Raw genomic sequence first — 25826 nt, forward strand, 5'->3', positions numbered from 1 at the left:
GACTGTTATAATTATGATACCAAAGATTCTGCCAATTCTATTTGTGGATGTAAAATAACTTCAGCTTTTATAGAATTTGTAATGAGACAGGCTCTTTCAGCTTTGATAAGGATCTTTTCAGCCTTTTCTTTATCTTCTTCCTTATAAATAGTAAGCACAGGTTCCAGAGTGACCTGTGACATGACGTATTTGCCTTCTTCCTTGCTTAGTTTGCCTTTTGCAGGACAGGTAAGGCTTTTAAATTCCAGTTTAGAATTTTCAGCAATAGCTAAAAAAGTGGTCATAAAGCAGCTGTTCACTGCAGCCGTGTAAAGGTGCTCGGGAGACCAGATGCCGGCTTCTCCTTTAGGAAATTCGGGCGGGGTAGCGACTTCAATGCTCTCGTTTAGTTCGGGTGAGGAAATTTCTCCCCGGCGATCCTGTTTCCAATGCAGGTCTACAGTATAAATATGCTCTTCCATATTATTGTTTATTTGGTAAAGTTAAAGTTGGTTATTCAGATATTTTCTGATCTCGATCAGGTTGTACGCTGCAATTTCCTCCTGCGCAATTTCCCGCGGCACATCCAAATCCAAACAAACCCATGGCAGTGACATAAGCCCCGAGAGCCAATCCCCACCACTGGTCCGCATCTGCAGCCTGGAAGCTCACCAGCAATCCAATGATCAAATAGGCTGCTCTTGACCACGACCAGTTATTTAAGATCCTGTTTTTCATTTGATTTTATTCTGAAGGTTTCTCCAGCCTCCGCCATTGTAGACTTCTGTGTAGCCTGCTGATAGCAGAATATTCTTAGCCGAAGCACTTCTCATGCCCGAAGCACAGCAGGTGATCACCGGCACATCCTTCTTTCCGATTTTCTTGAAGTTCTGGCCAAGACCGTTAAGCGGAATATTTTTAGAACCTTTGATGTGTCCGCCATTAAATTCTGCTTTTGTCCGCACATCTATGATCACGGCTCCTTGTTGCACCAATTGTTCGAAGTTGATTTTGGGGCCCAACCCGAGGATCTTTTTTATAGTGCCTATCATATTTACGAAGCTTTAGATTGCAGGTAATTTACTTCCAGCCAGGAACCTCCGTTTACACAGTCCAGACCTTCCCTATTGAGGTAATGTTCTGCCTGTGCGCTTCTCATTCCCGATGCGCAGCACAATATCAATGGTGACTGCATAGTCCTTAACTGCTCCATATGATCTGGAAGTTCTGTTAAGGGAATATTTATGGAACCTGCTACATGCCCGCCACTGAATTCTCCTCTTGTTCGAACATCGATCACCGTTCCTTGATGGGATCTTAATATTTCTTCAATCTGCATATGATTTCATTTTTATATGGCACAAAAGTAAAGCTGAGAGGAAGAATGCACAGTTACTTATGTTACACAAGAGCCGTAAAAAAAGGCTGTCAAAAAAGCTGAATTACACCATCCTTTATTAAACCTGAAACTCCCGAAGTTTCCGGCCAGCTGGACGCAATAATTTCTTTTGACAGCCTCTGCTTATTATTGAAGCTGAAAACTTTCTGGTTATTCCGAAATAAACGCGACAACCAATTTATTTGATCTCGTCTATCACCTTTTTTAATTTCTCTCTTACCTGTGCTGCTACCCCTCCCAAAGTGTCATTTTTTACAGCCTTCATGGAAGCAACAGGATCAACTGCAGTGATCTCTGTTTTACCATCCTCTGTTTCCTGCACAATGACATTGCATGGTAACATCGTACCTATTTTACTTTCTGAAGAAATTGCCTGGTGCGCCATTTGCGGATTGCATGCACCAAGAATTCTGTACTTCCTGAAATCCACATCCAGTTTTTTCCTGAAGGTTTCCTTTACATCTATTTCGGTTAGAATTCCAAAGCCTTCTTTTTTAAGTTCTTCTGTTACTTTTTGAATCGCAGTTTCAAAATCATCATTTACGGTGGTAGTGAAGTAATAGCTCATTTTGTTAGTTTTTGGTCCGACTATAAGTTACTACAAAAATGACATTTTAAGAAGGACTATAACGTTACTTTTGTTACAGAACAAAAGGTGAAACAAGGACTTGTAGGATGGAAGTGAATACCACAAGTTTCTGACCTGATGTTACTCGGGTACCGGGAATTTAAAGAATGGATTTTTCTCTATTTCATCCAATAGGTTGTTCCGGTTATGAGCCGGTGACGGGCGTTTAGAGAAGTCTAAAAAGAAGGTTCTGAAAATGTCATTTTTGGCGCCCTTTCTTTTTCCGGGATGAGATCCATGGCGCGTTCTGCTATTGCTGTGATGGAAAGGCTGGGGTTTACACCGGGGTTGGCAGAGATCATGGACCCATCGATTACGAGCATATTTTTATATCCAAAAACCTCATTTTTGTAGTTGATCACACCGGTAGTTTTGTCTTTTCCCATCACCGCACCTCCCAGGATGTGAGCAGTGGTAGGAATTCCGGCCAAACTTTCAAGCGCAAAGCTTGTTGCCTTGCCATCAATTGCTTCACTGTATCTTCTGGTCAATTCTCTTGATGCAGGGATATCACTTGTGGGTTTCTCACCGCTGCTCACGCCGGTCGACATTCTTCCAAAAACGTTTCTTCTGAGTTTCAATGTACTGTCCACGCTTTGCATAAACAGGAGCACTGCAGTACTTTTTGACCAGCTGTGGATGAAGTAGGTTTTGAACCAGGAGATGGGAGAAGAGAGTAATTGACTAAAAATGTTGAGAATTCTGCTCCCGGGATTCTTACCCGCTGCCATTGGCAAGTGCAGTAATTTCCAGAAACCCGAACCCTCTGCATAGCGAACTACTTCAAGATGACTATCTTTATCTGTATGTAAAAGGCTTCCAATTGCGACTCCTTTGGAAAGATCTTTGGATTTATCGGCAGTAGATACGCTGATCAAGGTTTCGTTATTTGTTCGGATTTCATCTCCCACTTTATCCGACAACTCCGGAAGGCTTTTCTGTTTCAGCTTTAGCAGCAGCTTCACTGTTCCCAGAACACCTCCGGAAAAAATTACTCCTTTGCTTTTTAGCTTTTTGGTCTTGCTGAAGTAGGCAGTAGTGGATCGCATTTTAAGTTCATATCCTTCCGAAGCCAACGGTATCACATCGATCACCTCATGCTCTGCAAGTATTTCTGCATCCAGGTTTTGAGCCAGCCAGAGATAATTTTTGTCGAGCGTGTTCTTTGCGTTGAACCGGCATCCCGTCATACAGCCGCCACAGAAATTGCATCCGGTCCTGTCCGGGCCTTTGCCATCGAAGTACGGATCTTTAACGGTTTCTCCGGGCTTTCCGAAGTAGACAGCGACATCAGGCTGATTGAAATGTTCCTTTAGATCCAATTTTTCAGCCATTTGTTGGAGTGCAAGATCTGCATCAAATAGCTTTGGATTTGGTGTAGCTCCCAACATTTGCAGGGCTTTTCGATAATATGGCCGGAGTTCTGTTTCCCAATCGGCCAGTTCTTTCCAGCTACCGCTGGTGTAAAATGCCTTTTTTGGAACCGGAAGTGTGTTCGCGTAAACCAATGAACCACCGCCAACCCCGGTACCCGAAATGACCGCGACATGCCGAAAGATGCTGAGCTTCATTATTCCGAAGAATCGTAAAGCAGGCATCCAAAGCCACTTTTTAAGGTTCCAGTTGGTCTTTGGAAAATCTTCAGCTTTGAACCACTTTCCCTTTTCCACCACAAGTACTTTGTAACCCTTTTCTGAAAGGCGTAAAGCACTTACCGATCCGCCGAAGCCGCTGCCAATAATGATATAGTCATAGTTAAAATCCACTGAACAAGAAGTAGCGTTATTAGCTGCTTCAAAATAGGAAATTTCTATGCCATTTTTTTGCTAAAAGGTAGTGCAGGTGGAAAAATTTTACTTCATGTAAAGAGTCTTAGGTGAAGCAGGGTGCTAAAGGATCTTTTTTTCGTAGACCTATTATGATAAAGTCAGGTAGTTGGAAAATAATTATGTCATGAATCTCCAGGTTTCTTTAGTTATAATGGAACCTTCAGCATTCGCAGGTTTTTAATGTATCTTTAAACCATGCAGCATCCCAACGAAAAAATAATCGAGGATTTCTACCAGGCTTTCCAGAATGGAAACCCTAAAGCCATGAATGACTGTTACCATAAAGACATTGTTTTTTATGATCCGGTCTTTGGGCATTTAAAAGGGGACCGTGTGAGGGCTATGTGGTATATGTTACTGGAAAAAGGCATGGGAGAGCTGAAGATAAGCTTCGGCGAAATTCAGGCCAATGATTACAATGGAAGCGCCAGGTGGACTGCTACGTATTACTATGGCCCTTCGAAGCGCAGAGTTGTTAACGAAGTGGTGGGGACCTTCTACATTCAGAATGGTAAGATCCTGCAACACACAGATCATTTTGATCTGTGGTCATGGTCCCGGCAGGCGCTGGGCTTTAGAGGACTTTTTCTGGGGTGGACCAAATCGATGAAACTCAGGATTCAGCAGGAATCCAGTAGGCTGCTATCCGGTTATATGCATAAAATGCGGTCTCTCGAAGAGGACGATTTGTGAAAAACTTATTTTTCTCCTTTTCTAAATAGCAGGATCAGGCCTGTAATTGGTCCCGGAGCCAGGAATAAAAAGAGGTAAACAGGTGGCAAAACGTTTGTAAGGGAATTGATCAATTCTATGCTTAAAATGGTAATGGCAAAGCCTACGCAGTTCACCATTGTTAATCCGGTGCCCCTAACTGCAGCCGGTGCGTTGTTGGCAACCAGGGTCGAAAAAAGAGGGGAATCGGCCACTACCGCCATTCCCCAAACGATCAGAAATATTACTAATAGGCTTTCTTCATTCTGTAAGAAGACAAGAGGAGAAAGAAGGCAACATACGCCGGAAAGAAACAACGCACTACCCGCTGTTTTTCTCACTCCGAAGCTGCGGGAAATAAATCCGCCCGCTACACAGGAGACAGCACCCGAACCGATAATTAAGAACGAAAGCAATGGAATATGTAGTTCTGCCCCGGGATGGAGGGATTCGTAACCGGCCAGAATAACAGGAATAAAAGCCCAGAAAGCATATAGCTCCCACATATGTCCAAAATATCCAAAAGCAGCTGCTTTAAAATCGGGAACTTTGAACACCTGGATAAATGCAGAAAAATCCTGCTTTAGCATCGGTTTTCGGTAAGGACCATTGGGTACGAAAAGGAGAATAAGAACTCCACCTACCACAGCCAGTAAGGAAGTTATAATTAAAACAAGCTTCCAGGGCAAGCTTTCGGCTCCTGTAAAAGCTTTGAGAAGGTGCGGGAAAGCTGTCCCCAGGACCAATGCTCCTACAAGGAAGCCCAGGGAAGTCCCTAAGCTTTTCTGAAAATAATCTGAAGCTATTTTCATTCCCACAGGATAAATTCCCGCCAGGCTAAACCCGGTAAGGAACCTTAGCAGAATTAAACTGCCCGCGGTATTACCGGTCCAGATCATTCCGAGATTGAATAAGGCTCCAAAAATGGCAGAATAGAAGAAAACTTTTGAAGGAGAAAACCTGTCGGCAATATTCAGAAAAGCAAATATGAGCGTGCCGGCGATAAAACCAAATTGTACTGCAGAGGTGAGATGGCCAATGGCAGAGACATTAAAATTGAAGGTTTGGATCAGGTCGTTCATGACACCATTCCCCGCAAACCAGAGGGAGGTGCAGCAGAATTGGGCAAAAACGATGACCGGTAAGATTAGCCGAGATTGACTCATTAAAAAGATATCTACGGCTAAGAAACAAAAAGTCCGGAATTTCTAGACCAGGGCTTCTTTGATCTTTTTGATCGGACTCTTTTTCTTTTTCCTCGTATCAACTCCAAAGAATTCATTTACAGGGCACACCCGGGTGATGGCACTTTCGGCAATTAGAGTCCCCACAACTATAGAGGCAATTCCCACAAGTTTTCCCTTATTTCCACCAAGTGTAAAATATCCAACTCCCATTAAAGCGGGGCCTGCAATACTTCTAATTAGCTGATCCTGTTTGCCTACATTTTCTTTCATTAGTCGATTCTTTAAATTAATTATTCCGTTGTACGGTTCCTTTAATTTAAGAAAAATCAACCTCTTATTCAAGCTTACAGGAGACTGTAATCCCGAGGCGTTACTTTCTTTTTAAACCTGGGGAGTGACTTTCTGCAGATCACTGGTCAGGTTCATTACCCTCCCAAAGCGTTGAGAGGCAGTAAGAAATGAAATAAAGGCGCAGAGAGCAGAGATCTCCCGGGTATCAAAAACCTCTTTTAAGGCAGAGAAATGAGCCGCCACGATCGACTTATGATCAAGGGCAAACAACTCGGCAAAGGCAGTTGCAAGTGATATTCTTTGATCCCGGGCATCAAAGGATGGCGGTCCTGCTTTTGCCATACAATACTCACAAGCATTGCCATAAGCCAGCGTTCTACGAACTTGTTCCAACAATTCACTTTCGAGCCCGGAACTTTCGAAAAGCGCAACTTCAAGCTGATTCCAGTTTTCAAGGATCGCCGAATTATGTCCCAGCAGTTTTTCAAAAGCTGAAGCTCCAACTTCAGAAAGTTCTATTCTTGTGTTCATATCATGTTTAAAGGCAGCAAAAGTACAGAGAAGAAAAGTCCATTCAGAATTTTTCTATTCGTTCCCTTAAAAATTTTAAGCTTCTGAATAATCCCGCGTCAGGTTTGCGGCCATTCCTTCAAAAACAAAGAAGTGAAATGGTAATACAGCGTACCAGTACATTCGGCCGGCGAGACCTTTAGGGCGAAAAGTGGCAGTTTGTTGCAAAAATTCTTCGCCATCTCTATGAGCGATCCTGAATTCCAGCCAGGCTTCTCCGGGTAGTTTCATTTCGGCATAAAGAAGCAAGCGCCGGTTCTTTTTATCGGCGGCAAGTACCCGCCAGAAGTCAAGTGTATCTCCAGTATTAATGTTGTGTGGATGGGTGCGCCCGCGCCTAAGACCAACACCTCCTGCCATCTTATCTAAAAATCCGCGGATCTTCCACAACCAGCTGCCGTAATACCAGCCGCGTTTCCCGCCTATGGACCAAATGTTCTTCAAAACAGCGTCTGGATTTCCTGTGATCTTCTTTTCCCGCCGGTCACTAAAACATCCATCTGTTGGAACATTAATATGTTCTAAAAGAGAATTATCGGAATAACTGGAAGCCAGCGAGTCCTTCCAGCTCGAGATCACACTGTTCTGCTCAATTTTCTGAAAAGCCAGTTCAACTGCGTGTTTATAAGGTATGGGCTTTATTCCCAGTTTTTTGCCGAGTTCATTCGGTTTTGCTATTACCTCTATCTTCATGCTATCTACCAGGTTCACGGCAAGTTTATAAGAGGTAGAGGTGACGAAATAAAGCCAATAGGAGGAAAGCCGTGGTGTCATTACCGGTACGGTCACTATTTTACGATTGAATCCCCGAACTTCTGCAAACTGCAGCATCATTTCTTTATAGGTAAGTACATCGGGACCTGCAATGTCATAGGAATTATGATAGGTTTCCTCCATTAAAAGTACGCCCGAGAGAAATTGAAGGACATCCCTAATGGCTATTGGCTGGCTTTTAGTATTCACCCATTTGGGCGTGATCATTACAGGCAGTTTTTCAACGAGATCCCTTATTATTTCAAAAGAGGCACTTCCGGAGCCCACTATTATACCCGCTTTTAGGGCTGTTAAAGGAATTTTGCCATTCCCAAGAATCTCTTCGACGTTTTTGCGGGATGAGAGGTGCTTTGACAGTTCTTTTTCATTGGTGATTCCGGTTAGATATATGATCTGTTTAGCTGAAGTTTGCTCGATAAGTTTCAGGAAGTTTTCAGCAGAGGCTGCCTCCATTTCAGCAAAGTCCCCGGTCCCTGCACTCATGGAGTGGATGAGGTAATAAGCAGCGTCGATATCTTTTATTGCTTCGGAAGAGGGTAAGTCTTTCAGAAAATCTACTTCCAGCAAGGATATCCTGGGATTGGAATAAACACCTTCCGCAGGAAACCTGTTCTTATCACGTACACAACATACTACTTCATGTCCCTTATCCAGCAAAACCGGAAGTAATCGTTTTCCTATATAACCCGTAGCTCCGGTAAGAAGAATTTTCATGATCTTTTTAGATTATCTGCTGGCATTTTTTACTGTAGCTATCTAAGATAATAAATCATTATGAACCACTGGGAAATGGTCGCTGCTCAAATTGGTTCTAAAAGAGAATTGCTCTACTGTTTTACTGCCTGCATCATCTGCCGGAGATCTTCCTGCCTATAGACCTTTCCTTTTGCCAGCACAGAAGTGACAGAAAGAAGGTTTTGAATATTTTGAAATGGATTCTTTTGAAGGATGAGAATATCTGCCGTTTTACCCGGTTCCACACTACCGTAGGAATCCTCCAGGTCAAAAAAAGCGGGTCCGTTTATTACAGAGGTTCTTATGGCTTCAAGAGGAGTCAATCCCGCAGAAACAAACCTTTCGAGCTCATTATGCAAAGAACCTCCGGGATAGACATAGGAATTAAACGGGCCGCAATCTGAACCTGCCAAAAGTGGCACTCCATGATCGTACATTGGTTTTATCATTTCCATACTCTTTTGTTCCATTTTGGAGCGCATGGTACTCCCTGCAGCTTTGGCTCTTTTTGCGCCTTCAATCCTGCCGCGGTAGGTCTTCCTTATTCCACTTCCAATATAGGGTAAGAGCGAATCCTTGCTGTGGTCTACATCGAGAATTTCTGAAAGTGTCTTTCCAATATGAAGGGTAGGAGTAATGTAAACCTGATTCTCACTGAGCTTTTGAAATACTTCTTCTGCTAATTCAGTATCATAGGTCGCAATGATATCGTTCATCATACCGTAACCGGGGTTTACCTTCGTAAGACTGTCAGCCCTGGGAGAGCAGGCTTTCATTACATAGTATAGATGTTCTGAGCCGTCCAGCCCCAGGTCTACACCTTTAAGAATGTCAGCCGACATTGGCATGTGCCCGGTAGTTTTGTAACCACGCTCTTCGGCTGCAGCGATGATGCCGTAAAAGACCTCTTTTGAAAGGCTGCCATCATACATCTTCACATAGTCTACTTCCAGCTGCTCCAGCGAATCCAGTGCAGCTGGGATATCTCCAGGTCCGGCAACTTCAATGGAGCCGGGCCAGGCAGGATCTGGACCATCCAGTTTTGGTCCCGAAGTGAAAATTGAAGGGCCTTCAAGTTCTCCGGCTTCTATTTTTTGTCTCCAGTCTAGTACACTTATGGAGATATCCCCTCCGGCATCCCTTACCGTTGTAACTCCATGAGCAAGAAAAAGAGGAAGTAAATTCCTGTTTTCGGCGACCAATGTATCTCCTCCTCTAAAATGTACATGCATGTCCCAAAGTCCGGGCATGACGTATTGATTTTCTGCATCTATTGTTTTTGAGGCTGAAAAATCATCGCTTTCCTCCATATCCCGCACTGCCATTATAGTATCACCGGAAATGGCGATCATCTGCCCCGGAATTTCTTCACCCGACGCTACATCCAGGATCGTGGCATTGGTAATGAGCAGATCTGCCGACTCCTTAGGCGAAGTACATGCAGCAATTAACAGGACACCCACTAAGGTGCCAAAAAGGGCTTTTTTCATACCTGTTGTTTTATGTTTTAGCTCGGTTGATCCCTTTCGTCCAGGATAAGCAGATCGGCCGAGGCCCGATTCAGAGCAATGGGAATGTTGTTGATAACTGCCGTTCTAATCAACGTTTGAATATCATGCTCATGTCCATGAGGAGTTTCGGCATCAATAAAAAAGATGACCATTTGAACTTCTCCCTTCAGGATCTTAGCAGCCAGAAGAATATCTCCGCCACTCGGGCCATGGCCAAACCCCTCGACTTGAATATCCAGCATTTCGCTAAGAAGTTTAGAGGTGTTTGTGGTACCGATGAGGTTGTACTTTAGCAAAGCTTCCCTATGTACTTTTGCCCAGTTGAGAAGATCTGTTTTACGGCTATTGTGAGCAATTAAGGCGACTGTATTCATTGTTTCTGACTTTTATTTTCAATAAAAAATTCCATGGTATAGTTTGAATATTCGGGTTGGGTGATTCCTTTAGCGTAGAAAAATATTTTCCGGCTGATCGTATTTTTGAAGGTAAGCCAGGTTTATTTTTTCCTGTACAGGATCATTTGGAAATAATTGCTGTCCCAGGACATCTAAAACATTTTCTCCGTATTTTATTTGCCCTTCTCCAGAGCGAAGAAATTCAGTAAACCAGCTTCGAGTACTTTTATTCCAGCTCCTGGAAAAGTAACGTCCATCCACTTCTACCATCCAAATGTTTAAGAAGTTACCTCTTTCCCGGCCCCCTTTAATACCAATAAGGGTATTTTGGTGTAGGTAGTTCTGAAAGTCTGTAGGAAAATCTTGAGTTGTTAGCATCAATTTTTGTTGGTTGGTCTGGTAAAATTAAAGAATCTGAAAGAAGCATGGCTACAGGGGTGGAAGAAATCCTTCTAAACCATGTTATTTTTCCATCAAATTTCTTTTGACACAGATTTAAGATTTGAATTGTTATTTTTAGGGCTATGGAAGAGAGCCTGGGAATTGCAGATAGTACCGCCGGAATTTTACTTATTTATACCGCTATTTTTTTTATAGCTATTCTCTTTCGGTATTTTGTGGCTGCAGGCATCTTTTACTACTACTATTATGTAAAGAATTTCCGGAAGTTTGATGAGAGAAGGCTCAGTAAAAGACTGGCTAAAAAGAAACAATTACAAAAGGAGATCATCTGGAGTATCAAGTCGTCTGCGATTTTTGCACTCGTAGGTGCCGGGACGTACTGGTTATGGCTAAAAGGGCATACTGCGGTCTATCTTGATCTGGACCGGTTTGGTTACTGGTATCTACCACTAAGTCTCCTCATCATTTTACTAATCCACGAGACTTACTATTACTGGGTGCATCGCTGGATGCATCATCCCAAAATTTTCAGGATCGTGCATAAAGTCCATCATGACAGCCGTATTCCTACCCCCTGGACAGCTTTCTCTTTTCATCCATGGGAAAGCCTCATTGAAGCCGTAATTCTTCCATTGATCCTCATTTTCTTGCCTGTCAATATTTATGTCCTCGGTTTTTACCTGCTCATAATGACTGTGAGTAGCGTGGTGAACCATTTGGATATAGAGATCTATCCGCTTTGGTTCCAAAAAAGCAAGTTTGGGAAGCTCTTTATTGGGGCAACCCATCATCACCACCACCATACAGAATACATGACCAATTATGGATTGTATTTTACATTCTGGGATAAATGGATGGCAACTGAAAGTCGTAAAATGGAATCCTAAGGTTCATCTCAGCCTTTTAAACTCTACCTTATCTGCAAAAAGTTTCTTTTTTAGCAGGCGCTCAAATTCTTTTGCGGAAGGATCGATGAGGTAGTGATCAAATTTTCCGTCTTCTGTTTTTATTTCCCGCACAGTTTCGGGGTGTTTTGCTTTAAGTAGAGCTTCAGTCTTTGAAGTGAGGTCTGCGAAGTAAAGCGTGATCTTATTTGCTGAAAGTTTCATGGGAAAAACATCCCAGCTGCCATTATCTTTAAGATTGAGGATATAGGTTCTCTTGTGTAATTTCAAGATCGTATTTTCAGCTGAAAGATCTGCTTCAAATCCAACTTCCTTTCCGTCTGAAAATCTAAAGGAAGTCTTCATGATCCTAAGAGTGTCGCTTTCATCTGAAGTAAAGGTGCCCAGGATCTTTTGAGGGAATTCATCTAAGGCAGCACTTCCCTTGGGCTGCGGATTTGCAAATTTGACGGCGGTGCATGAACTCAAAAGCACAGCCAAAAGCAGGAAGGTAGTGAGCGTTTTCATACCGGGAGTAATAGGTATTAAAAATACGATTTTTGGCTACCAAAATTTCCGCGAGAACTAAAATAATTAAAATTTCCCTGTTCAATTCATTGACAGTCAAAACATTTGATCAAAGAAAGTGGAAGGTCCAGGTCTTCGCTACCTTTTAGAGGGACTTGAACTGCGTCTTTCTCCTCGATCACTTCATGAAATTCTGTGGCATATTTCACAAGTTTATCCCTTCGGCTTTTGAGCTTGGCTGCTATTTCATTTCCATTTAGCCGCACCAGGTTTTTTGGCCATGCCTTTATAGCCAGATCTATTTTTTCATCGGTTAGTTGCTGCTGAATATACCTGGCTTCCGAGATAAAGAGGTCTTTGGAAACTCCTTTCAGAAAATACAGATCAAAAGGATAAACGAATCCGGGAATGTAATCTATGTCTTCCTCAAAGGGTCTAACCATGGGCTGGACCAGGTGATTTGTAAGGATAGTGGGAAATACGCCATCTATTCTAAAAAATGCATTATCGCGATCTCCTGCTATAGGGATGGCCACCAGGTGATCATTCCTTTGCTGAAGTACCCATCCCCACTGCTTTGAATGCCTGTCCCAGTCTCCTATGAGAAGATCAAAAAGCCGGGCTCTAACCAGTTGCTGCCGGTCAATATTTAATTTTTCTCCTATTTCAGCTTTTAACTCCTGCAGGTCATCGGTCTCCACAATTTCCTTTACATTTTTGTAATGGGTCCAGTTCATCTCTCCTTCAGTTTCATATTCCAGCAGGAAAAGACGATTCCCGTATTGATCTTCGAACTGCTCCAGGGCCTTATGCTTTGGAACATAAACAATTCTTGGTTTCGTGCTGAGCACTCCCACCACCTCAGATAATTCAGCAGCAAGTACTGCTCCATAAGGGTGCTGGGCCGAAACGCCGTCAATTACGATGTTCTCAAGGTTAAGGATCTTTGCTGCCTTTGGAATGAGAGGGTCGGGATCTTTATTGATGCTCCTTAGGCTGTAGATGATCCCTTTTTTATCAATGATCTTTAAGGACTTCGTCTGGTTTCCACCACCTTCCTTGTCGATCTTAAAACTGTCGAGGAGAAAAACCTGTGCTTCAACCGGGGCTTCCCATGCTCTACGGTAATTTACGCCCTGCATGAACCGTTTAAGAGCATTGGCATGATATTGATTGGTAGCCACAACAGTCACTGGCATAGAATCTTTTAAAGCCGGATGTACTGCTGAATTTTCAACAACCTTGGAAATATATACCTCCGAAGGTTTAACCGAAACAGACCAGTAGGTCAATCCAATGAACAAAAGAAAAAGAATCAAGAGGGCAATAAGGAGCTTTTTCATCGAATGGAGCTTCTATCGTGAAAAGTAATAAAAAACGTTGGTTGGAGGACATGCAGCGTCTAAAAGCTTTATTAAAATTGAAGGAATTGTCTCCGAAGTTTTAAAATTCTATAGCCGAAACTACTTCCAAAAGAACCGGCTGCCCTATCTTTTTTTCTATCTCTTCTTTGATGGCTTCAATTTTTTCGGCTTCAAGGGCTTCGGGTCCTACCAGGCGCAGCGATACCACAAGAGGAGAACTAAATCTTATCCTCACATCCCGCACTACAACATTTTTTATGGTAGCTCCTTCTAGGGTTCGGGTAATGTTTGCCTCCTGCATGATACGGTCAAAGGAAAGGGACAGAGGCACTGCCACAAGAACAGCAATGATCAAGGTATAAACCAATCCCATTTTCGCCCTTTTAAAGGGGGCAAAACCGAGCAGAAGGAAGGTGAGGCCACCAAAAAGAATAATTCCCGCAAGGTTAGTAGCATAGAGCAAAATTGCACCCGAGAATACATCCCAGTCCCACCAGCCCACGCCAATTCCTGCTACCGCCAGCGGCGGAACAAGGGCAACCGCAATGGCTACTCCCGCCAAACTCTTGGCAATGCCCTCATTGGCATGAGCGTAGGCTGCTGCAATCCCCGAAGAAACTGCAATTCCCATGTCCAACAGGGTAGGGGAAAGCCTCGCTTCAATCTCGGGAGTAAGCAACTCTAAAGGGATCGCAAGGCTTACTCCTGCGGCAACAGCTAAAGACACGAGGGTGCCTGCAGTTATGGTTATAAAACTTTCCTTAAGCATGGGAACATCGTAGCGTACCATGCCCATAGAAAAGGATACAATTGGCGCTATTACAGGTGCCAGGATCATAGCACCAATGATCACAGGAGATGAATTGCCAAAAAGTCCAAAGGTTGCAATCAGGGTGGAAAGGATCATCATCACCATAAATTCAGTGCTGTTCTTTGAATTCCCTCTCAATACCTTGAAAAGATCCTGGAACTGCTCTGTACTCGCCCTGGGTAATACAGGCAGGCTGCGTTTGATGAGCTCATTTCTTGTTTCCCCTTTGGGCAGGCCTTCAATTTTTATACTCTTTCTGCCGTCCTCCTTTTCCGGTTTCTCGCTGTAGATACTTTTTTGCTTAAGGATCACCGCCTGTTTTTGAACATTGAAGTTCAGCTCTTTCGCCTGCTTCTTTTCACCATCAATGGTGTAATCCATATTTACCTTATCTGTGATCTGTAAATTTGAAGTTTTGATCTTACCAATAAATGAGGGGAGACGCGTGAGGGTATTGTTATTCGGGGCGAGGCTTCTTATAAAGAACCACAACAGCACCAGGAGATTCTGCGGTGCCAGTACAAAAGCCTGGAATGAGCCATCGCTAATTGAACTTTCTTCCAGCAGGCGTCTGGAAACGAGGGAACTTGCAGCATGCTCAACTACCACAATTCCCAGCCCCGAGGTGTGGATGATCTTATCTCCGTCGGTACTTAATTGGTAAGAATGATGTGACAGGGAAGAAGCCTTGCGCATATTACGCACTATGTTGAGTACCTCTCTAAAAAAGCTTTTTTTGCCCTTCTTTTCCGAAAGAATAAAGATATCCCCAATGTTTACAGAGCTGAAAACCGGGATATCATTACAAAATAAAAGATCTATCTTAAAAGGTGTTTCACATTCGCTATACTCTGTGATCACCTCTTCAATACTTCCTGAAACCCCCAGACCTTTAGATGTAAACTTGTTTTCGGGGTGTGGCAGAATTGTTATTGGCCATTTATTCTTTCCTGCCATGGGAATGATCTCCCGCAAAGCAGTATCGGGCAGGTAAAGGAGCAGGGAAGAATTGGCATCTATATCAAAATCTGCTTCAAGAGGAAAAGAAACCAATTCATGCTCAATGTTCTTTAACAATGGAAGAATCTTTTCTTTTACAGTTTCAATATCCTTGGGCTGATGTAAAAGGTAGAGCATGAAATTTTTACTGCAAGATAATCTTTAATCATTCTAAAAATAAATGAAGTTGGGAGAAAATTGTATTCAGGCCGGGATAAATTCTAATTTTAAAATGGGTTTGTCTGAAGCCGTTCTCTGGAAAAAAATCTTACTTTTGTTTAGCTAACTTTCAGAATTATGAGCCAAAAAGTGTTGCTTGCTTCAAAGGAAATGAACATCATTTTACACCGTTTGGCCTGCCAGTTAATTGAAAACCACACCACTTTCGAAAACTCTGTTTTAATTGGCATTCAGCCGCGGGGGGTGTTTTTGGCTAATCGTATTCACAAGATCCTTAAGGAAGACTATGGAATCTCTGATATTAAGCTCGGGCATCTGGACATAACCTTTTACAGGGATGATTTCAGGCGGAGCGATAAACCTTTGGAGGCAAACAAAACCCATATAGATTTCGTAGTGGAAGATAAGCGGGTGATCTTTATCGATGACGTTTTGTACACCGGCAGGAGTATTCGTGCAGCACTAACAGCCGTACAATCATTTGGAAGACCCAGCGAGATCGAATTGTTAACATTAATCGACAGGAGGTTTAGCCGGCATTTACCAATTCAGCCAGATTATAACGGGAGGCAGGTGGATGCTATCAATGAGGAAAAAGTAAAGGTGAACTGGAAAGAGAATGAAGGGGAAGATGCAGTTTACCTCATAAGTAAAATATAAGAATGAGTGAGTTAAGTGTCAACCATTTACTGGGGATCAAGTATCTGAAAAAAGAAGATATAGACCTCATTTTTCAAACTGCCGATCATTTTAAGGAGGTCATTAACAGGCCCATTAAAAAGGTTCCTTCCCTAAGAGACATTACCATTGCCAACTTATTTTTTGAGAACAGCACCCGTACAAGACTATCCTTCGAACTTGCAGAAAAAAGGTTGAGTGCGGATGTGGTGAATTTTTCGGCAGCATCTTCTTCAGTAAAAAAAGGGGAAACACTCATAGATACCGTCAACAATATCCTATCCATGAAGGTGGATATGGTGGTGATGCGCCACCCTAATCCGGGAGCGGGGATCTTTTTGTCTAAGCATGTGAATGCGAGCATCATTAATGCAGGGGATGGGGCACATGAACATCCCACACAAGCTTTACTGGACAGCTACTCGATCCGTGAAAAATTAGGTGAGGTTGCAGGAAAAAAAGTTGTTATTGTTGGAGACATTCTTCACAGTAGAGTAGCAGTATCAAACATTCTTGCTCTCAAGTTACAAGGGGCCGAGGTCAAAGTCTGTGGACCTTACACCTTAATTCCAAAATATATAAGATCTCTGGGAGTAGAGGTAGAGCCTAATTTAAAGAGCGCCCTGGAATGGTGTGATGTAGCAAACATGTTGAGGGTGCAGAATGAGCGCATGGATATTAATTATTTTCCTAGCACCAGGGAGTATGTGCAGCTGTTTGGTCTCAACAAAAAACTTCTGGATTCTCTCGATAAAAAGATTGTAATAATGCACCCGGGACCCATCAACAGGGGAGTAGAGATCACCAGTGATGTGGCCGATTCGGACCAGGCGATTATCCTTGATCAGGTACAGAACGGGGTAGCTGTTAGAATGGCTGTAATTTATCTCCTGGCGTCAAAAATAAAACAGGTATGAAAGTAACAGAAAAAGAAGGCTATAAGATCTTTGAAGATGAAAAGGATAATGTTTCAGAATTTGCTTCATTTCTGAAATCTATTCATCCAAACTTTAAGGCTGATAATGTTGTTATTGATATTTTGAAATATGGTAACCTTCATCTGGAAGAGCTACTGAAATTTCTTGAGCTCTCCAATGAGCACCGCAAAGGAAAAAGGTCGTTCGTAATAGCTAATGATGCCATCAATATAGATATAGTACCCGAAGAGCTGTTAGTCGTGCCAACCTTACAGGAGGCAGAAGATATCATCCAAATGGAAGAAATTGAAAGGGATCTGGGATTCTAGACAGATCTTTTTCTCTTAAACTCACAGTCTCATGAAGCTTACCGTTCTCGGCTGCTACGCAGCCACTCCCCGAACCTTTACAAATCCAACATCACAGGTACTGGAGATCAACAATGAGCTTTTTCTAATTGACTGTGGGGAAGGAACCCAGGTGGAGTTAAGGCGGCACAAGATCAAATTCGGTAAAATCAAACACGTTTTCATTTCGCATCTTCACGGGGATCATTTCTATGGATTAGTAGGGCTTGTTTCAACCTTTATGCTCTTAAACCGGAAGACAGAACTTCATATCTACGGCCCTAAAGGAATAAAGGAGATCGTGTTAATGCAACTCAAATTTTCCAACTCATGGACCGGGTATCCACTTTATTTTCACGAGTTGACTTCAAATGAGCCTCAGGTGATCCTTAACACCAGGAAAGTGACTGTGGAGACGGTGCCTTTAAAACATCGAATCTATGCCAATGGCTATTTATTCAGGGAGAAACCTAAGCCCAGGAAGTTATTGATGGAAGAGGTGGAAAATTATAATATTGATGTTGCATACTATAAAGGGATCAAGAAAGGAAAAGATGCAATACTTGAGGACGGAACTATAATTCCTAATTCGAAGTTAACTGCAGATCCCGAACCGGCCAAAAGCTATGCCTTCTGTAGCGACACTGCCTACAATCCCCCAATGGTGGAGCAGTTAAAAGAAACAACCGTTCTTTATCACGAATCAACTTTTCTGGAAGAGCATGCTTACCTGGCTGCTCCCACCGGCCATTCCACTGCCCGAGAGGCAGCAGCTATTGCCCGCGCAGCTAATGTTTCACATTTGGTGCTGGGACACTACTCTACAAGATATGAATCTATAGAGATCTTCAAAAATGAAGCTTTAGAAGTCTTTCCTCAGGTTCATCTTGCCGACGACGGAAAGGAACTCCACTTCCCGTAATTACCTTTCATCGATTAAAATTGTCATTCAGCTTGAGGAATAAGCCGCTATTTTTGTAGGCCAAAATCTTAATTATATGTTAAAATTTGGTCTTATTGTGTAGTTCGTCGATTAAATTGTTTGTTGAACGGAAATAATTCTTACTTTTCCTATCCCAAATCTATTGACTACCATTATGAAGAACTTAACCTACTATGTTTGGTTATTGGCAATTTGTACGTTTTCTCTTACGTCTTGTTCTAAAGATGCTATAGACGAAATGGATTCAGCCAACCTAACAACCAAACCCGCACCCGTGAACTATACCTCGATTGAATTGGACGTGCTGGACCTGGTTAACGCCTACCGTGCTCAACAAGGTCTTTCTGAGCTATTATTTTTAGATGAAGGATCTATTCAGGCAGCCGGCCATAATGAACATATGATCGAAGGTAATGAAGTATGTCACCATTATTTTGGTGATCGTTATCAAGCTCTTGTAAAGACAGTCAATGCTAAAGCCGTAAGTGAAAATGTTGCTTTTGGATATCGTACTGCCGATGCTGTTGTGAATGCCTGGATCAAAAGCGACGGACACCGTAAGAATATGGAGGGTGACCATACCCACTTCGGGATTTCTGTAAAGGAAGGAAAGGATGGGAAACTCTATTATACAAACATTTTTGTTAGAAAGTAATAATTACCGGGTTTCACTTTTTTCATAATTATTTAAGGTTAGCAAAAGAGGCTTTTTTGAAGCCTCTTTTTTTATGCTGGCAGTTTAGAACTAAAGGTGTTACAAGATTTTTGATCTCACAGTAGCGGTTTAGCTTTTAATTCCAAAGCTTCCGGCTTCCTTCCTGGCCGAATCCTCCCACTTCCCCTCTTGTCCCAATTACCAACTCCTTCACTGGCAGGAATTGTTGTACCGGATTTTTCCAGCATTGAAAAATAAGAATGGGAAAAATAGATCTCCAAAATGACAATTTTTGATGGCATTACTTTGGAACTATTATGTCTTTTGTAGTTCTTCTGAAGAAGGATGTATGAAGATGATCCGGTTGAATAGCTTGCACTCAGTTTCTTGAGTTTGTCCCCATATACCTGATGCGCAATAGACACAAAAACAAAAATTAACGGAAGGAGCTTAAGTCTCTTAATCAAATATACCAGCAACGCTCTTCATAGCCATAAGTAATCCATATATCTTCACGATCCTAATAATAGGTTTCAAAGGCTTTTAGCAAGAGTAGGGGGAAGGTCTAAAGAAAGAAATGAGGTATGGTAAGATTCAGGGAACCTGTCACAAAAAGGAAGGAACGAAAGGTTGATGTCATTCTTAATTGTTGAGGAAATATTATAACCTAAAAAAGAAAAGGAGGCTCTGGAGCCTCCTTTTCATCGGTTGGTTAGCGGGTGTAGGGATCTTACTCCATTTTAACCACTTTAAAAATGGATCTTCTGTTTAATTGATGTTGTTGTTCGTTACACTTTGTACACTCAACTTCAGGTTGTTCTTCTCCATAACCTTTGTAAGTGACGATCCTTTCAGGAGCGATCCCATTTTCAACCAGATAATCAAAAGTGGATTGTGCTCTTCTTTCGGCTAATCTTCGGTTGTATGCTGCAGATCCTCTTCGGTCCGTATGAGATCCTATTTCTATTACCAGTTCGGGGTAGTCATTCTTCATAAGGTTGACAAGTTTGTCAAGTTCCTGTGCAGCATCTGGACGAATGTTTGCTTTATCAAAGTCAAAGTAGATCTTGTTGATCTCGGCCAGGTATTCCACGTCACGAACAGGAGCTAACTCGATATCGTAAACCAGCTCTGTCCTGTCGTCCATATTGGCCGTATTGATCTCTTCAGTTTTGGTGTCGTATTTAATGTGCTTGGCTTCTAAAGGATATATTCTGTCGCGGGCAACTTCAGTTTCATAATTACCCTGTGGATCGGTTTCCAAAAATGCAATTTGTTGGCCATCTTCATTCATCAGCCTCACCGTTGCATTCGTAATTGGCTTGTTGTTGATAGAATCTGTAACCGTACCTTTTAAGGTAAGTGGCGCCAGGATATTCAATTCATAGATATCGTCATTACCCATACCGCCTTCGCGGTTAGAAGACACAAAGCCACGGGTGTTTTCACCGCCGGAATGTGTGAAAGCAAAATCATCCATACTACTGTTCACTGGCTCACCCAGGTTTTGAACATTCGCGGGTGCATCAGCAGTCACTACGAATACGTCCAGGAGTCCGTAGCCTTTATGACCATCAGAAGAGAAGTAGAAATTGCCATTTTCAGCAATAAAAGGGAATACCTCATTTCCGGGTGTATTTACAGGTGCTCCTAAATTTTCGGGGGTTCCAAAAGTGCCATTTTCTACGGAAACTTTATAAATGTCTGACCCTCCCATTCCTCCGGGAGCTTCAGAAACATAATATAAGGTGTTCCCATCACTGGAGATACTTGGGTGGCCTACAGAATAGGTGTTGCTGCTAAATGGCAGCTCTTCAATATTGGTCCATTCCCCGTTTACCAGTGATGCTTTGTAGATCTTTAGGTGATTTACACCTTCTTCATCTTTTTTACCATCACGCTTCAGGTAGTTGTTTCGGGTAAAATACATCGTTTGGCCGTCGGGTGAAATAGTTACAGGGCCTTCATGTCGCACTGTATTCACGTCTCCCGGAACCGGCTGCACCTGCCCTCCCTGAGCTGTGGTTTTATAAATATCCAAAAATGGTTCCCCGGTCCAGTCATAAATTTTGGTCTTAACGTCGGCCTTACCTCTGGCCGAAGTGAAGAAGATAGTTCCATTGTTATAGAACCCTCCAAAATCACTGAACTGAGAATTGAAAGCGGCCGGTACTACTCTAAAGGTTTCCAGCCCATCATAAACCGCTATTTCCCCCGGCTTCAGAAGTTCATTTACACCCTGGGGATTACGTGCTGCGTCCTGATATTTTTGAAGCCATTCCCGGGATTTGTCATATTCTCTCACCCCGCGTAACATTTGAGCGTATTGGTAGTAGACTTCCGGAGAAACATTTGGCTGTTCTACAACCTTTGCATAATAGGTCACTGCATTCTCAGGGTCTCTCAGTTTGTAGTAGCTGTTAGCCAGTTGCTGCTGGTTATAGGCTGTATTGTAGTTGTCCTCCAACAGTTCTTTATATTCTTCAATTGCTTTGGTGTAGGCAAAATTCTCAAAGTACCGGTCTGCTTTCTTTTGCTTCGAAGATTGTGCAAATAGAAAAGCCGGAAAAATGAGCAACAGAAGTAGTATGTAATTTTTGTTCATAATCCTTAGTTTAAATTAGAAGAACCTTGGGGATTTGTATTTCGTGTTTCCTAGTCTAAGTTCGTAGATCAACAGGATCTCATGAGAACCTGAAGTATATGGCTGCAGGTCACTTATCGAATATTCATAACCATAACCAACTCTAAAGCTTGGCAGGATCTGAAAATCTACAAATGCTCCAACCGCATCATCAAAACGATAGTTCGCACCAAGATAGAGTTTCTCATTAAATATGAATGTTCCCGAAACATCGACAGAAAGAGGTGCTCCATTTGTCATTTTAAAGAGGGTAGTGGGACGAAGTTTTACATTCTCGCTAAGATCAAAAACATAACCTCCTGTCAAATAATAGTGAACCTGTTCCAAAGCAACGTATTCGCTTCCTTCCTGGTCATTATTATCATTGTTGATGAACTTTGGAGCCGAAAGACCCACATACCAGTCTTGCGAGGAAAGGTAAAGACCTGCCCCGAAGTTTGGTGTCCAACGGTTAAAAGTATCTCCGCTGAAAAATGGATCATCGGGTATATTGGCCATTAGTTCCTCCTCCAGGTTGTAGTAGCTCATTCCTCCTTTTAACCCCATAGAAAGGGTAGTGTTCTCACTAACGTTGATAGTATAGGAGAAATCGGCGTATGCGTAGGTGTAATTTTCGTAGCCTATGTTATCATTGATAATTGAAACTCCAAGCCCGATCTTCTCATTCCTCAAAGGAGAGTGGATGGAAAGCGTCTGGGTCTCTGGTGCACCATCAATTCCTGCCCACTGACTTCTGTGTAATCCCACCACCGAAATAGCATCCCGGTTACCCGCGTATGCCGGATTGATGGAGATAGTGTTGTACATGTACTGCGTGAACTGGGGCAACTGTTGCGCATTTGCACATACACTAATAAACAGAAGGATTATTATTGGGTAGATTTTTTTCATGTTTATTGATTTATTTTGTTCCTAGATAGATATAACCCTGGATTGGTTCAAATCCACTTTGTTGAATTTCCACGATGTAAAAGTAAGTTCCGGAAGGAAGCTGATCTCCTGTTACAGAACTGCTTGAAGTTCCGTCCCAGTTGTTGTTGTAGTTATTAGAGCTATAGACTTCATTACCCCATCGGTTAAAGACTTTTAGAGTGTAGGTAAAGCCGCAGCCAAGATCTTTTCCAACTTCAAAGAAGTCGTTGATCTGATCTCCGTTAGGAGTAACAGCCTTTGAAATACTATTTCTGATATCTTCAACCTCACAGGGAAGAACAACACAATCATCATTAATGCTTACCTCTACAGTAGTCGTAGATGAACATTCTCCATTAGTGATCACGTAGTCAAAAGAATATTGTCCAACCGCCAGAAGGGCAGGATCTATTACTCCGTTGTTCAAGGCACCTGTGTTCATTGTATCTTCCCAGGTTCCGTTGGTATCGTAATCACCAACAAACAAGTCTGTAAGTTCAAAAGTACTGTCTTCGATACAAAGGTCGGCTGTAGTTGTTTGGATCACAGCAGGAACCGGATTCTCAATTGTGAATTCTGTACCTTCTGAAATACATCCCCCACCATTTGAAGCTGTTGATGTATAAGCGCCGGGAGCAAGTCCTTCAAAAATTCCGTCAGCGTCTTCATCATTTATCTCATTTCCGTTAGAGTCGGTAAGAACGAAATCTACTCCATCGACAAACTGGAACATTACAAATCCTGTCTGATCTTCGCAAGTAGGTTGAAGTAATTCTTCAATTACTGGAGCGGCAGGTACCTCTGTTTGATCATTGATTGTCACAATGACTGGTTCAGATTGACATCCTGCAGCATTTTTAGCTACTACAGTATAAGTATCTGCAGCAAGTTCCGTCCAGGAAGTAGTAGTTCCAAATTCACCTCCATTGAAGCTGTAAATCATTCCCTCTACGGCAGTGATGCTGAAAGATCCTGTTGCAACCTCACAAGTTGGCTGCGAAATTGATTCCACTGTAGGTGCTGTTGCTTGTTGTGTAGTTACTGTAACTGTAGCTGAAGCATCCTGGGTACAAGTTCCTGTAGCTTCAACAGTATAAGTATATACTCCATCAACTGGAGTAGACCATGTTCCACCTGCATCTGCACCACCTAACTGAGCAAACAACATTTCGTTGGTAACTTGGGTTCCTTCACATACAGTAAGAGTTCCGTTTGTTCCTGCATTGGGCGCAGCATCTACTGATACTGTGACTGTAGCTGAAGCATCTTCGGTACAAGTTCCTGTAGCTTCAACAGTATAAGTATATACTCCATCAACTGGAGTAGACCAGGTTCCATCTGCGTTTGGTGATCCGCCTAACTGTGCAAATAACATTTCGTTGGTAACTTGGGTTCCTTCACATACAGTAAGGGTTCCATTTGTTCCTGCATTAGGCGCAGCATCTACTGATACTGTGACTGTAGCTGAAGCATCTTCGGTACAAGTTCCTGTAGCTTCAACAGTATAAGTATAAACTCCATCAACTGGAGTAGACCAGGTTCCACCTGCGTTTGGTGATCCGCCTAACTGTACAAACAACATTTCGTTGGTAACTTGGGTTCCTTCACATACAGTAAGAGTTCCGTTTGTTCCTGCATTAGGCGCAGCATCTACTGATACTGTGACTGTAGCTGAAGCATCTTCGGTACAAGTTCCTGTAGCTTCAACAGTATAAGTATATACTCCATCAACTGGAGTAGACCAGGTTCCATCTGCGTTTGGTGATCCGCCTAACTGTGCAAATAACATTTCGTTGGTAACTTGGGTTCCTTCACATACAGTAAGGGTTCCGTTTGTTCCGGCATTAGGAGCGGCATCTACTGATACCGTAACTGTTGCTGAAGCATCTTCTGTACAGGTTCCTATGGCTGCAACGGTGTAAATATAGACACCATCAACAGGCTCCGACCATGTTCCACCTGCATCTGCACCACCTAACTGTGCAAACAACATTTCGTTGGTAACTTGGGTTCCTTCACATACAGTAAGAGTTCCGTTTGTTCCTGCATTAGGCGCAGCATCTACTGATACTGTAACTGTAGCTGAAGCATCCTGGGTACAAGTTCCTGTAGCTTCAACAGTATAAGTATAAACTCCATCAACTGGAGTAGACCAGGTTCCACCTGAGTTTGGTGATCCGCCTAACTGTGCAAACAACATTTCGTTTGTAATTTCAGTTCCTTCACATACAGTAAGAGTTCCATTTGTTCCTGCATTAGGCGCAGCATCTACAGATACTGTAACTGTAGCTGAAGCATCCTGAATACAAGTTCCTATAGCCTCAACAGTATAAGTATAGACACCATCAACAGGCTCTGACCATGCTCCACCTGCATCTGCACCACCTAACTGAGCAAATAACATTTCGTTTGTAATTTCAGTTCCTTCACATACAGTAAGGGTTCCGTTTGTTCCTGCATTAGGAGCAGCATCTACTGATACTGTGACTGTAGCAGAAGCATCCTGGGTACAAGTTCCTGTAGCCTCAACAGTATAAGTATAGACACCATCAACAGGCTCCGACCATGTTCCACCTGCATCTGCACCACCTAACTGTGCAAACAACATTTCGTTGGTAACTTGGGTTCCTTCACATACAGTAAGAGTTCCATTTGTTCCTGCATTAGGCGCAGCATCTACTGATACTGTGACTGTAGCTGAAGCATCCTGGGTACAAGTTCCTGTAGCTTCAACAGTATAAGTATAGACTCCATCAACTGGAGTAGACCAGGTTCCACCTGCATCTGCACCACCTAACTGAGCAAATAACATTTCGTTTGTAATTTCAGTTCCTTCACATACAGTAAGGGTTCCATTTGTTCCTGCATTAGGCGCAGCATCTACTGATACTGTGACTGTAGCTGAAGCATCTTCGGTACAAGTTCCTGTAGCTTCAACAGTATAAGTATAAACTCCATCAACTGGAGTAGACCAGGTTCCACCTGCGTTTGGTGATCCGCCTAACTGTACAAACAACATTTCGTTGGTAACTTGGGTTCCTTCACATACAGTAAGAGTTCCGTTTGTTCCTGCATTAGGCGCAGCATCTACTGATACTGTGACTGTAGCTGAAGCATCTTCGGTACAAGTTCCTGTAGCTTCAACAGTATAAGTATAAACTCCATCAACTGGAGTAGACCAGGTTCCACCTGCGTTTGGTGATCCGCCTAACTGTGCAAACAACATTTCGTTGGTAACTTGGGTTCCTTCACATACAGTAAGGGTTCCATTTGTTCCTGCATTAGGCGCAGCATCTACTGATACTTTGACTGTAGCTGAAGCATCTTCGGTACAAGTTCCTGTAGCCTCAACAGTATAAGTGTATACACCATCAACAGGCTCTGACCAGGTTCCACCTTCATCAGCACCAGTAAGTTCAGCGAAAAGCATAGCATCGGTGATGGTAGTTCCTTCACAAACAGTAAGAGTTCCACTAGTTCCTGCTTCCGGAGCATCTTGTATGGTTACTGTTACCGTAGCAGTATCTTCAGTAGTACAAGGTGCAGTCGCAGC

27 protein-coding genes are annotated in these 25826 nt (G+C 42.7%); 7 read left to right on the forward strand and 20 right to left on the reverse strand.

All coding sequences use genetic code 11. The features are described from left to right. Nucleotides 1-11 precede the first annotated feature (11 nt). From VR862_RS12385 to VR862_RS12410, 6 genes are all read right to left on the reverse strand, one after another. Nucleotides 12-461: an OsmC family protein gene (locus VR862_RS12385; RefSeq protein ID WP_324721290.1), complete on the reverse strand. Its 450-nt coding sequence runs from the start codon at nt 459-461 to the stop codon at nt 12-14. Nucleotides 462-492: 31 nt separating this feature from the next. Further along, nucleotides 493-717 carry a hypothetical protein gene (locus VR862_RS12390; protein ID WP_324721291.1) on the reverse strand — a complete coding sequence of 75 codons (225 nt, stop codon included), beginning with the start codon at nt 715-717 and terminating at the stop codon, nt 493-495. Next, the gene (locus VR862_RS12395) at nt 714-1031 is read right to left on the reverse strand and encodes a rhodanese-like domain-containing protein (protein WP_324721292.1); all 318 of its coding nucleotides are present in this window, start codon (nt 1029-1031) and stop codon (nt 714-716) included. Before VR862_RS12395 ends, VR862_RS12390 begins: the two co-directional genes overlap by 4 nt. Nucleotides 1032-1033: 2 nt before the next feature. Next, nucleotides 1034-1318 (reverse strand): rhodanese-like domain-containing protein, encoded by a 285-nt coding sequence (locus tag VR862_RS12400; protein WP_324721293.1) that lies wholly within the window; start codon nt 1316-1318, stop codon nt 1034-1036. A 238-nt stretch (nt 1319-1556) separates the two neighbouring features. Further along, nucleotides 1557-1946, reverse strand: coding sequence for a DUF302 domain-containing protein (locus VR862_RS12405; protein WP_324721294.1), 390 nt, complete (start codon nt 1944-1946; stop codon nt 1557-1559). A 236-nt stretch (nt 1947-2182) separates the two neighbouring features. Further along, on the reverse strand, nt 2183-3772 hold the full coding sequence (locus tag VR862_RS12410; RefSeq protein WP_324721295.1) for a GMC oxidoreductase: 1590 nt from the start codon (nt 3770-3772) through the stop codon (nt 2183-2185). 258 nt (nt 3773-4030) lie between these two features. Between VR862_RS12410 and VR862_RS12415 the strand changes: the two genes are divergently transcribed. After that, nucleotides 4031-4528 carry a nuclear transport factor 2 family protein gene (locus VR862_RS12415; RefSeq protein WP_324721296.1) on the forward strand — a complete coding sequence of 166 codons (498 nt, stop codon included), beginning with the start codon at nt 4031-4033 and terminating at the stop codon, nt 4526-4528. A gap of 5 nt (nt 4529-4533) precedes the next feature. On the opposite strand, the gene VR862_RS12420 is transcribed toward VR862_RS12415, so the two are convergent. From VR862_RS12420 to VR862_RS12450, 7 genes are all read right to left on the reverse strand, one after another. Further along, entirely contained in the window at nt 4534-5712 is a 1179-nt protein-coding gene (locus VR862_RS12420) for an MFS transporter (protein WP_324721297.1), read from the reverse strand. A gap of 42 nt (nt 5713-5754) precedes the next feature. Further along, nucleotides 5755-6003 carry a YgaP family membrane protein gene (locus VR862_RS12425; protein ID WP_324721298.1) on the reverse strand — a complete coding sequence of 83 codons (249 nt, stop codon included), beginning with the start codon at nt 6001-6003 and terminating at the stop codon, nt 5755-5757. 111 nt (nt 6004-6114) lie between these two features. Beyond that, nucleotides 6115-6555: a carboxymuconolactone decarboxylase family protein gene (locus VR862_RS12430; protein ID WP_324721299.1), complete on the reverse strand. Its 441-nt coding sequence runs from the start codon at nt 6553-6555 to the stop codon at nt 6115-6117. Between the two features lie 75 nt (nt 6556-6630). Continuing rightward, complete coding sequence (locus tag VR862_RS12435; protein WP_324721300.1) at nt 6631-8082, reverse strand: SDR family oxidoreductase; 1452 nt, start codon at nt 8080-8082, stop codon at nt 6631-6633. 113 nt (nt 8083-8195) lie between these two features. After that, complete coding sequence (locus tag VR862_RS12440) at nt 8196-9593, reverse strand: amidohydrolase family protein (RefSeq protein ID WP_324721301.1); 1398 nt, start codon at nt 9591-9593, stop codon at nt 8196-8198. A gap of 17 nt (nt 9594-9610) precedes the next feature. Then, a complete protein-coding gene (locus VR862_RS12445; RefSeq protein ID WP_324721302.1) occupies nt 9611-9988 on the reverse strand; it encodes a methylglyoxal synthase in 378 nt (125 codons plus the stop codon). 69 nt (nt 9989-10057) lie between these two features. After that, complete coding sequence (locus tag VR862_RS12450) at nt 10058-10387, reverse strand: DUF2255 family protein (protein ID WP_324721303.1); 330 nt, start codon at nt 10385-10387, stop codon at nt 10058-10060. A 146-nt stretch (nt 10388-10533) separates the two neighbouring features. Here VR862_RS12450 and VR862_RS12455 point away from each other — a divergent pair, with 146 nt between their 5' ends. Continuing rightward, nucleotides 10534-11298, forward strand: coding sequence for a sterol desaturase family protein (locus tag VR862_RS12455; RefSeq protein ID WP_324721304.1), 765 nt, complete (start codon nt 10534-10536; stop codon nt 11296-11298). Nucleotides 11299-11301: 3 nt separating this feature from the next. Here VR862_RS12455 and VR862_RS12460 read toward each other — a convergent pair whose 3' ends face one another. The 3 genes from VR862_RS12460 to VR862_RS12470 all read right to left on the reverse strand — a co-directional run bounded on the left by VR862_RS12460 (nt 11302) and on the right by VR862_RS12470 (nt 15135). Then, the gene (locus tag VR862_RS12460) at nt 11302-11823 is read right to left on the reverse strand and encodes a hypothetical protein (RefSeq protein WP_324721305.1); all 522 of its coding nucleotides are present in this window, start codon (nt 11821-11823) and stop codon (nt 11302-11304) included. A gap of 86 nt (nt 11824-11909) precedes the next feature. Then, complete coding sequence (locus VR862_RS12465) at nt 11910-13166, reverse strand: hypothetical protein (RefSeq protein WP_324721306.1); 1257 nt, start codon at nt 13164-13166, stop codon at nt 11910-11912. A 100-nt stretch (nt 13167-13266) separates the two neighbouring features. Next, nucleotides 13267-15135, reverse strand: coding sequence for a DUF389 domain-containing protein (locus tag VR862_RS12470; protein ID WP_324721307.1), 1869 nt, complete (start codon nt 15133-15135; stop codon nt 13267-13269). A gap of 159 nt (nt 15136-15294) precedes the next feature. Here VR862_RS12470 and pyrR point away from each other — a divergent pair, with 159 nt between their 5' ends. The 5 genes from pyrR to VR862_RS12495 all read left to right on the forward strand — a co-directional run bounded on the left by pyrR (nt 15295) and on the right by VR862_RS12495 (nt 18717). Further along, complete coding sequence (pyrR, locus tag VR862_RS12475) at nt 15295-15837, forward strand: bifunctional pyr operon transcriptional regulator/uracil phosphoribosyltransferase PyrR (RefSeq protein ID WP_324721308.1); 543 nt, start codon at nt 15295-15297, stop codon at nt 15835-15837. 2 nt (nt 15838-15839) lie between these two features. Beyond that, the gene (locus tag VR862_RS12480) at nt 15840-16772 is read left to right on the forward strand and encodes an aspartate carbamoyltransferase catalytic subunit (protein WP_324721309.1); all 933 of its coding nucleotides are present in this window, start codon (nt 15840-15842) and stop codon (nt 16770-16772) included. Next, the gene (locus VR862_RS12485) at nt 16769-17101 is read left to right on the forward strand and encodes a ribonuclease Z (RefSeq protein ID WP_324721310.1); all 333 of its coding nucleotides are present in this window, start codon (nt 16769-16771) and stop codon (nt 17099-17101) included. The genes VR862_RS12480 and VR862_RS12485 overlap by 4 nt, the downstream gene beginning before the upstream one ends. Before the next feature lie 31 nt (nt 17102-17132). Beyond that, nucleotides 17133-18041 carry a ribonuclease Z gene (locus VR862_RS12490; protein WP_324721311.1) on the forward strand — a complete coding sequence of 303 codons (909 nt, stop codon included), beginning with the start codon at nt 17133-17135 and terminating at the stop codon, nt 18039-18041. 175 nt (nt 18042-18216) lie between these two features. Continuing rightward, nucleotides 18217-18717, forward strand: coding sequence for a CAP domain-containing protein (locus VR862_RS12495; RefSeq protein ID WP_324721312.1), 501 nt, complete (start codon nt 18217-18219; stop codon nt 18715-18717). Between the two features lie 116 nt (nt 18718-18833). Here the strand turns inward: VR862_RS12495 and VR862_RS12500 are convergent, their stop codons facing one another. The 4 genes from VR862_RS12500 to VR862_RS12515 form a co-directional block, all read right to left on the reverse strand. Continuing rightward, nucleotides 18834-19142, reverse strand: a complete 309-nt coding sequence (locus VR862_RS12500) for a hypothetical protein (protein WP_324721313.1) — start codon at nt 19140-19142, stop codon at nt 18834-18836. A 305-nt stretch (nt 19143-19447) separates the two neighbouring features. After that, the gene (locus VR862_RS12505) at nt 19448-21322 is read right to left on the reverse strand and encodes an OmpA family protein (RefSeq protein WP_324721314.1); all 1875 of its coding nucleotides are present in this window, start codon (nt 21320-21322) and stop codon (nt 19448-19450) included. 15 nt (nt 21323-21337) lie between these two features. Next, complete coding sequence (locus VR862_RS12510; protein ID WP_324721315.1) at nt 21338-22252, reverse strand: PorP/SprF family type IX secretion system membrane protein; 915 nt, start codon at nt 22250-22252, stop codon at nt 21338-21340. A gap of 10 nt (nt 22253-22262) precedes the next feature. Next, nucleotides 22263-25826, reverse strand: a 3564-nt coding sequence (locus VR862_RS12515) for a T9SS type B sorting domain-containing protein (RefSeq protein ID WP_324721316.1), incomplete at its 5' end; no start/stop codon positions are given.

This window comes from Salinimicrobium aquimaris (genome assembly GCF_035607535.1).
Classification (GTDB): Bacteria; Bacteroidota; Bacteroidia; order Flavobacteriales; family Flavobacteriaceae; genus Salinimicrobium.

Bases quoted from the DNA above. Each gene is read 5' to 3' on its own strand.
- VR862_RS12495 (WP_324721312.1), top strand. From the start codon at position 18,217: ATGAAGAACTTAACCTACTATGTTTGGTTATTGGCAATTTGTACGTTT.
- VR862_RS12440 (WP_324721301.1), bottom strand. From the start codon at position 9,593: ATGAAAAAAGCCCTTTTTGGCACCTTAGTGGGTGTCCTGTTAATTGCT.
- VR862_RS12405 (WP_324721294.1), bottom strand. From the start codon at position 1,946: ATGAGCTATTACTTCACTACCACCGTAAATGATGATTTTGAAACTGCG.
- VR862_RS12385 (WP_324721290.1), bottom strand. From the start codon at position 461: ATGGAAGAGCATATTTATACTGTAGACCTGCATTGGAAACAGGATCGC.
- VR862_RS12425 (WP_324721298.1), bottom strand. From the start codon at position 6,003: ATGAAAGAAAATGTAGGCAAACAGGATCAGCTAATTAGAAGTATTGCA.
- VR862_RS12480 (WP_324721309.1), top strand. From the start codon at position 15,840: ATGAGTGAGTTAAGTGTCAACCATTTACTGGGGATCAAGTATCTGAAA.
- VR862_RS12455 (WP_324721304.1), top strand. From the start codon at position 10,534: ATGGAAGAGAGCCTGGGAATTGCAGATAGTACCGCCGGAATTTTACTT.
- VR862_RS12485 (WP_324721310.1), top strand. From the start codon at position 16,769: ATGAAAGTAACAGAAAAAGAAGGCTATAAGATCTTTGAAGATGAAAAG.
- VR862_RS12415 (WP_324721296.1), top strand. From the start codon at position 4,031: ATGCAGCATCCCAACGAAAAAATAATCGAGGATTTCTACCAGGCTTTC.
- VR862_RS12465 (WP_324721306.1), bottom strand. From the start codon at position 13,166: ATGAAAAAGCTCCTTATTGCCCTCTTGATTCTTTTTCTTTTGTTCATT.
- VR862_RS12490 (WP_324721311.1), top strand. From the start codon at position 17,133: ATGAAGCTTACCGTTCTCGGCTGCTACGCAGCCACTCCCCGAACCTTT.
- VR862_RS12435 (WP_324721300.1), bottom strand. From the start codon at position 8,082: ATGAAAATTCTTCTTACCGGAGCTACGGGTTATATAGGAAAACGATTA.
- VR862_RS12395 (WP_324721292.1), bottom strand. From the start codon at position 1,031: ATGATAGGCACTATAAAAAAGATCCTCGGGTTGGGCCCCAAAATCAAC.
- pyrR (WP_324721308.1), top strand. From the start codon at position 15,295: ATGAGCCAAAAAGTGTTGCTTGCTTCAAAGGAAATGAACATCATTTTA.
- VR862_RS12445 (WP_324721302.1), bottom strand. From the start codon at position 9,988: ATGAATACAGTCGCCTTAATTGCTCACAATAGCCGTAAAACAGATCTT.
- VR862_RS12505 (WP_324721314.1), bottom strand. From the start codon at position 21,322: ATGAACAAAAATTACATACTACTTCTGTTGCTCATTTTTCCGGCTTTT.
- VR862_RS12390 (WP_324721291.1), bottom strand. From the start codon at position 717: ATGAAAAACAGGATCTTAAATAACTGGTCGTGGTCAAGAGCAGCCTAT.
- VR862_RS12430 (WP_324721299.1), bottom strand. From the start codon at position 6,555: ATGAACACAAGAATAGAACTTTCTGAAGTTGGAGCTTCAGCTTTTGAA.
- VR862_RS12470 (WP_324721307.1), bottom strand. From the start codon at position 15,135: ATGCTCTACCTTTTACATCAGCCCAAGGATATTGAAACTGTAAAAGAA.
- VR862_RS12510 (WP_324721315.1), bottom strand. From the start codon at position 22,252: ATGAAAAAAATCTACCCAATAATAATCCTTCTGTTTATTAGTGTATGT.
- VR862_RS12450 (WP_324721303.1), bottom strand. From the start codon at position 10,387: ATGCTAACAACTCAAGATTTTCCTACAGACTTTCAGAACTACCTACAC.
- VR862_RS12420 (WP_324721297.1), bottom strand. From the start codon at position 5,712: ATGAGTCAATCTCGGCTAATCTTACCGGTCATCGTTTTTGCCCAATTC.
- VR862_RS12460 (WP_324721305.1), bottom strand. From the start codon at position 11,823: ATGAAAACGCTCACTACCTTCCTGCTTTTGGCTGTGCTTTTGAGTTCA.
- VR862_RS12400 (WP_324721293.1), bottom strand. From the start codon at position 1,318: ATGCAGATTGAAGAAATATTAAGATCCCATCAAGGAACGGTGATCGAT.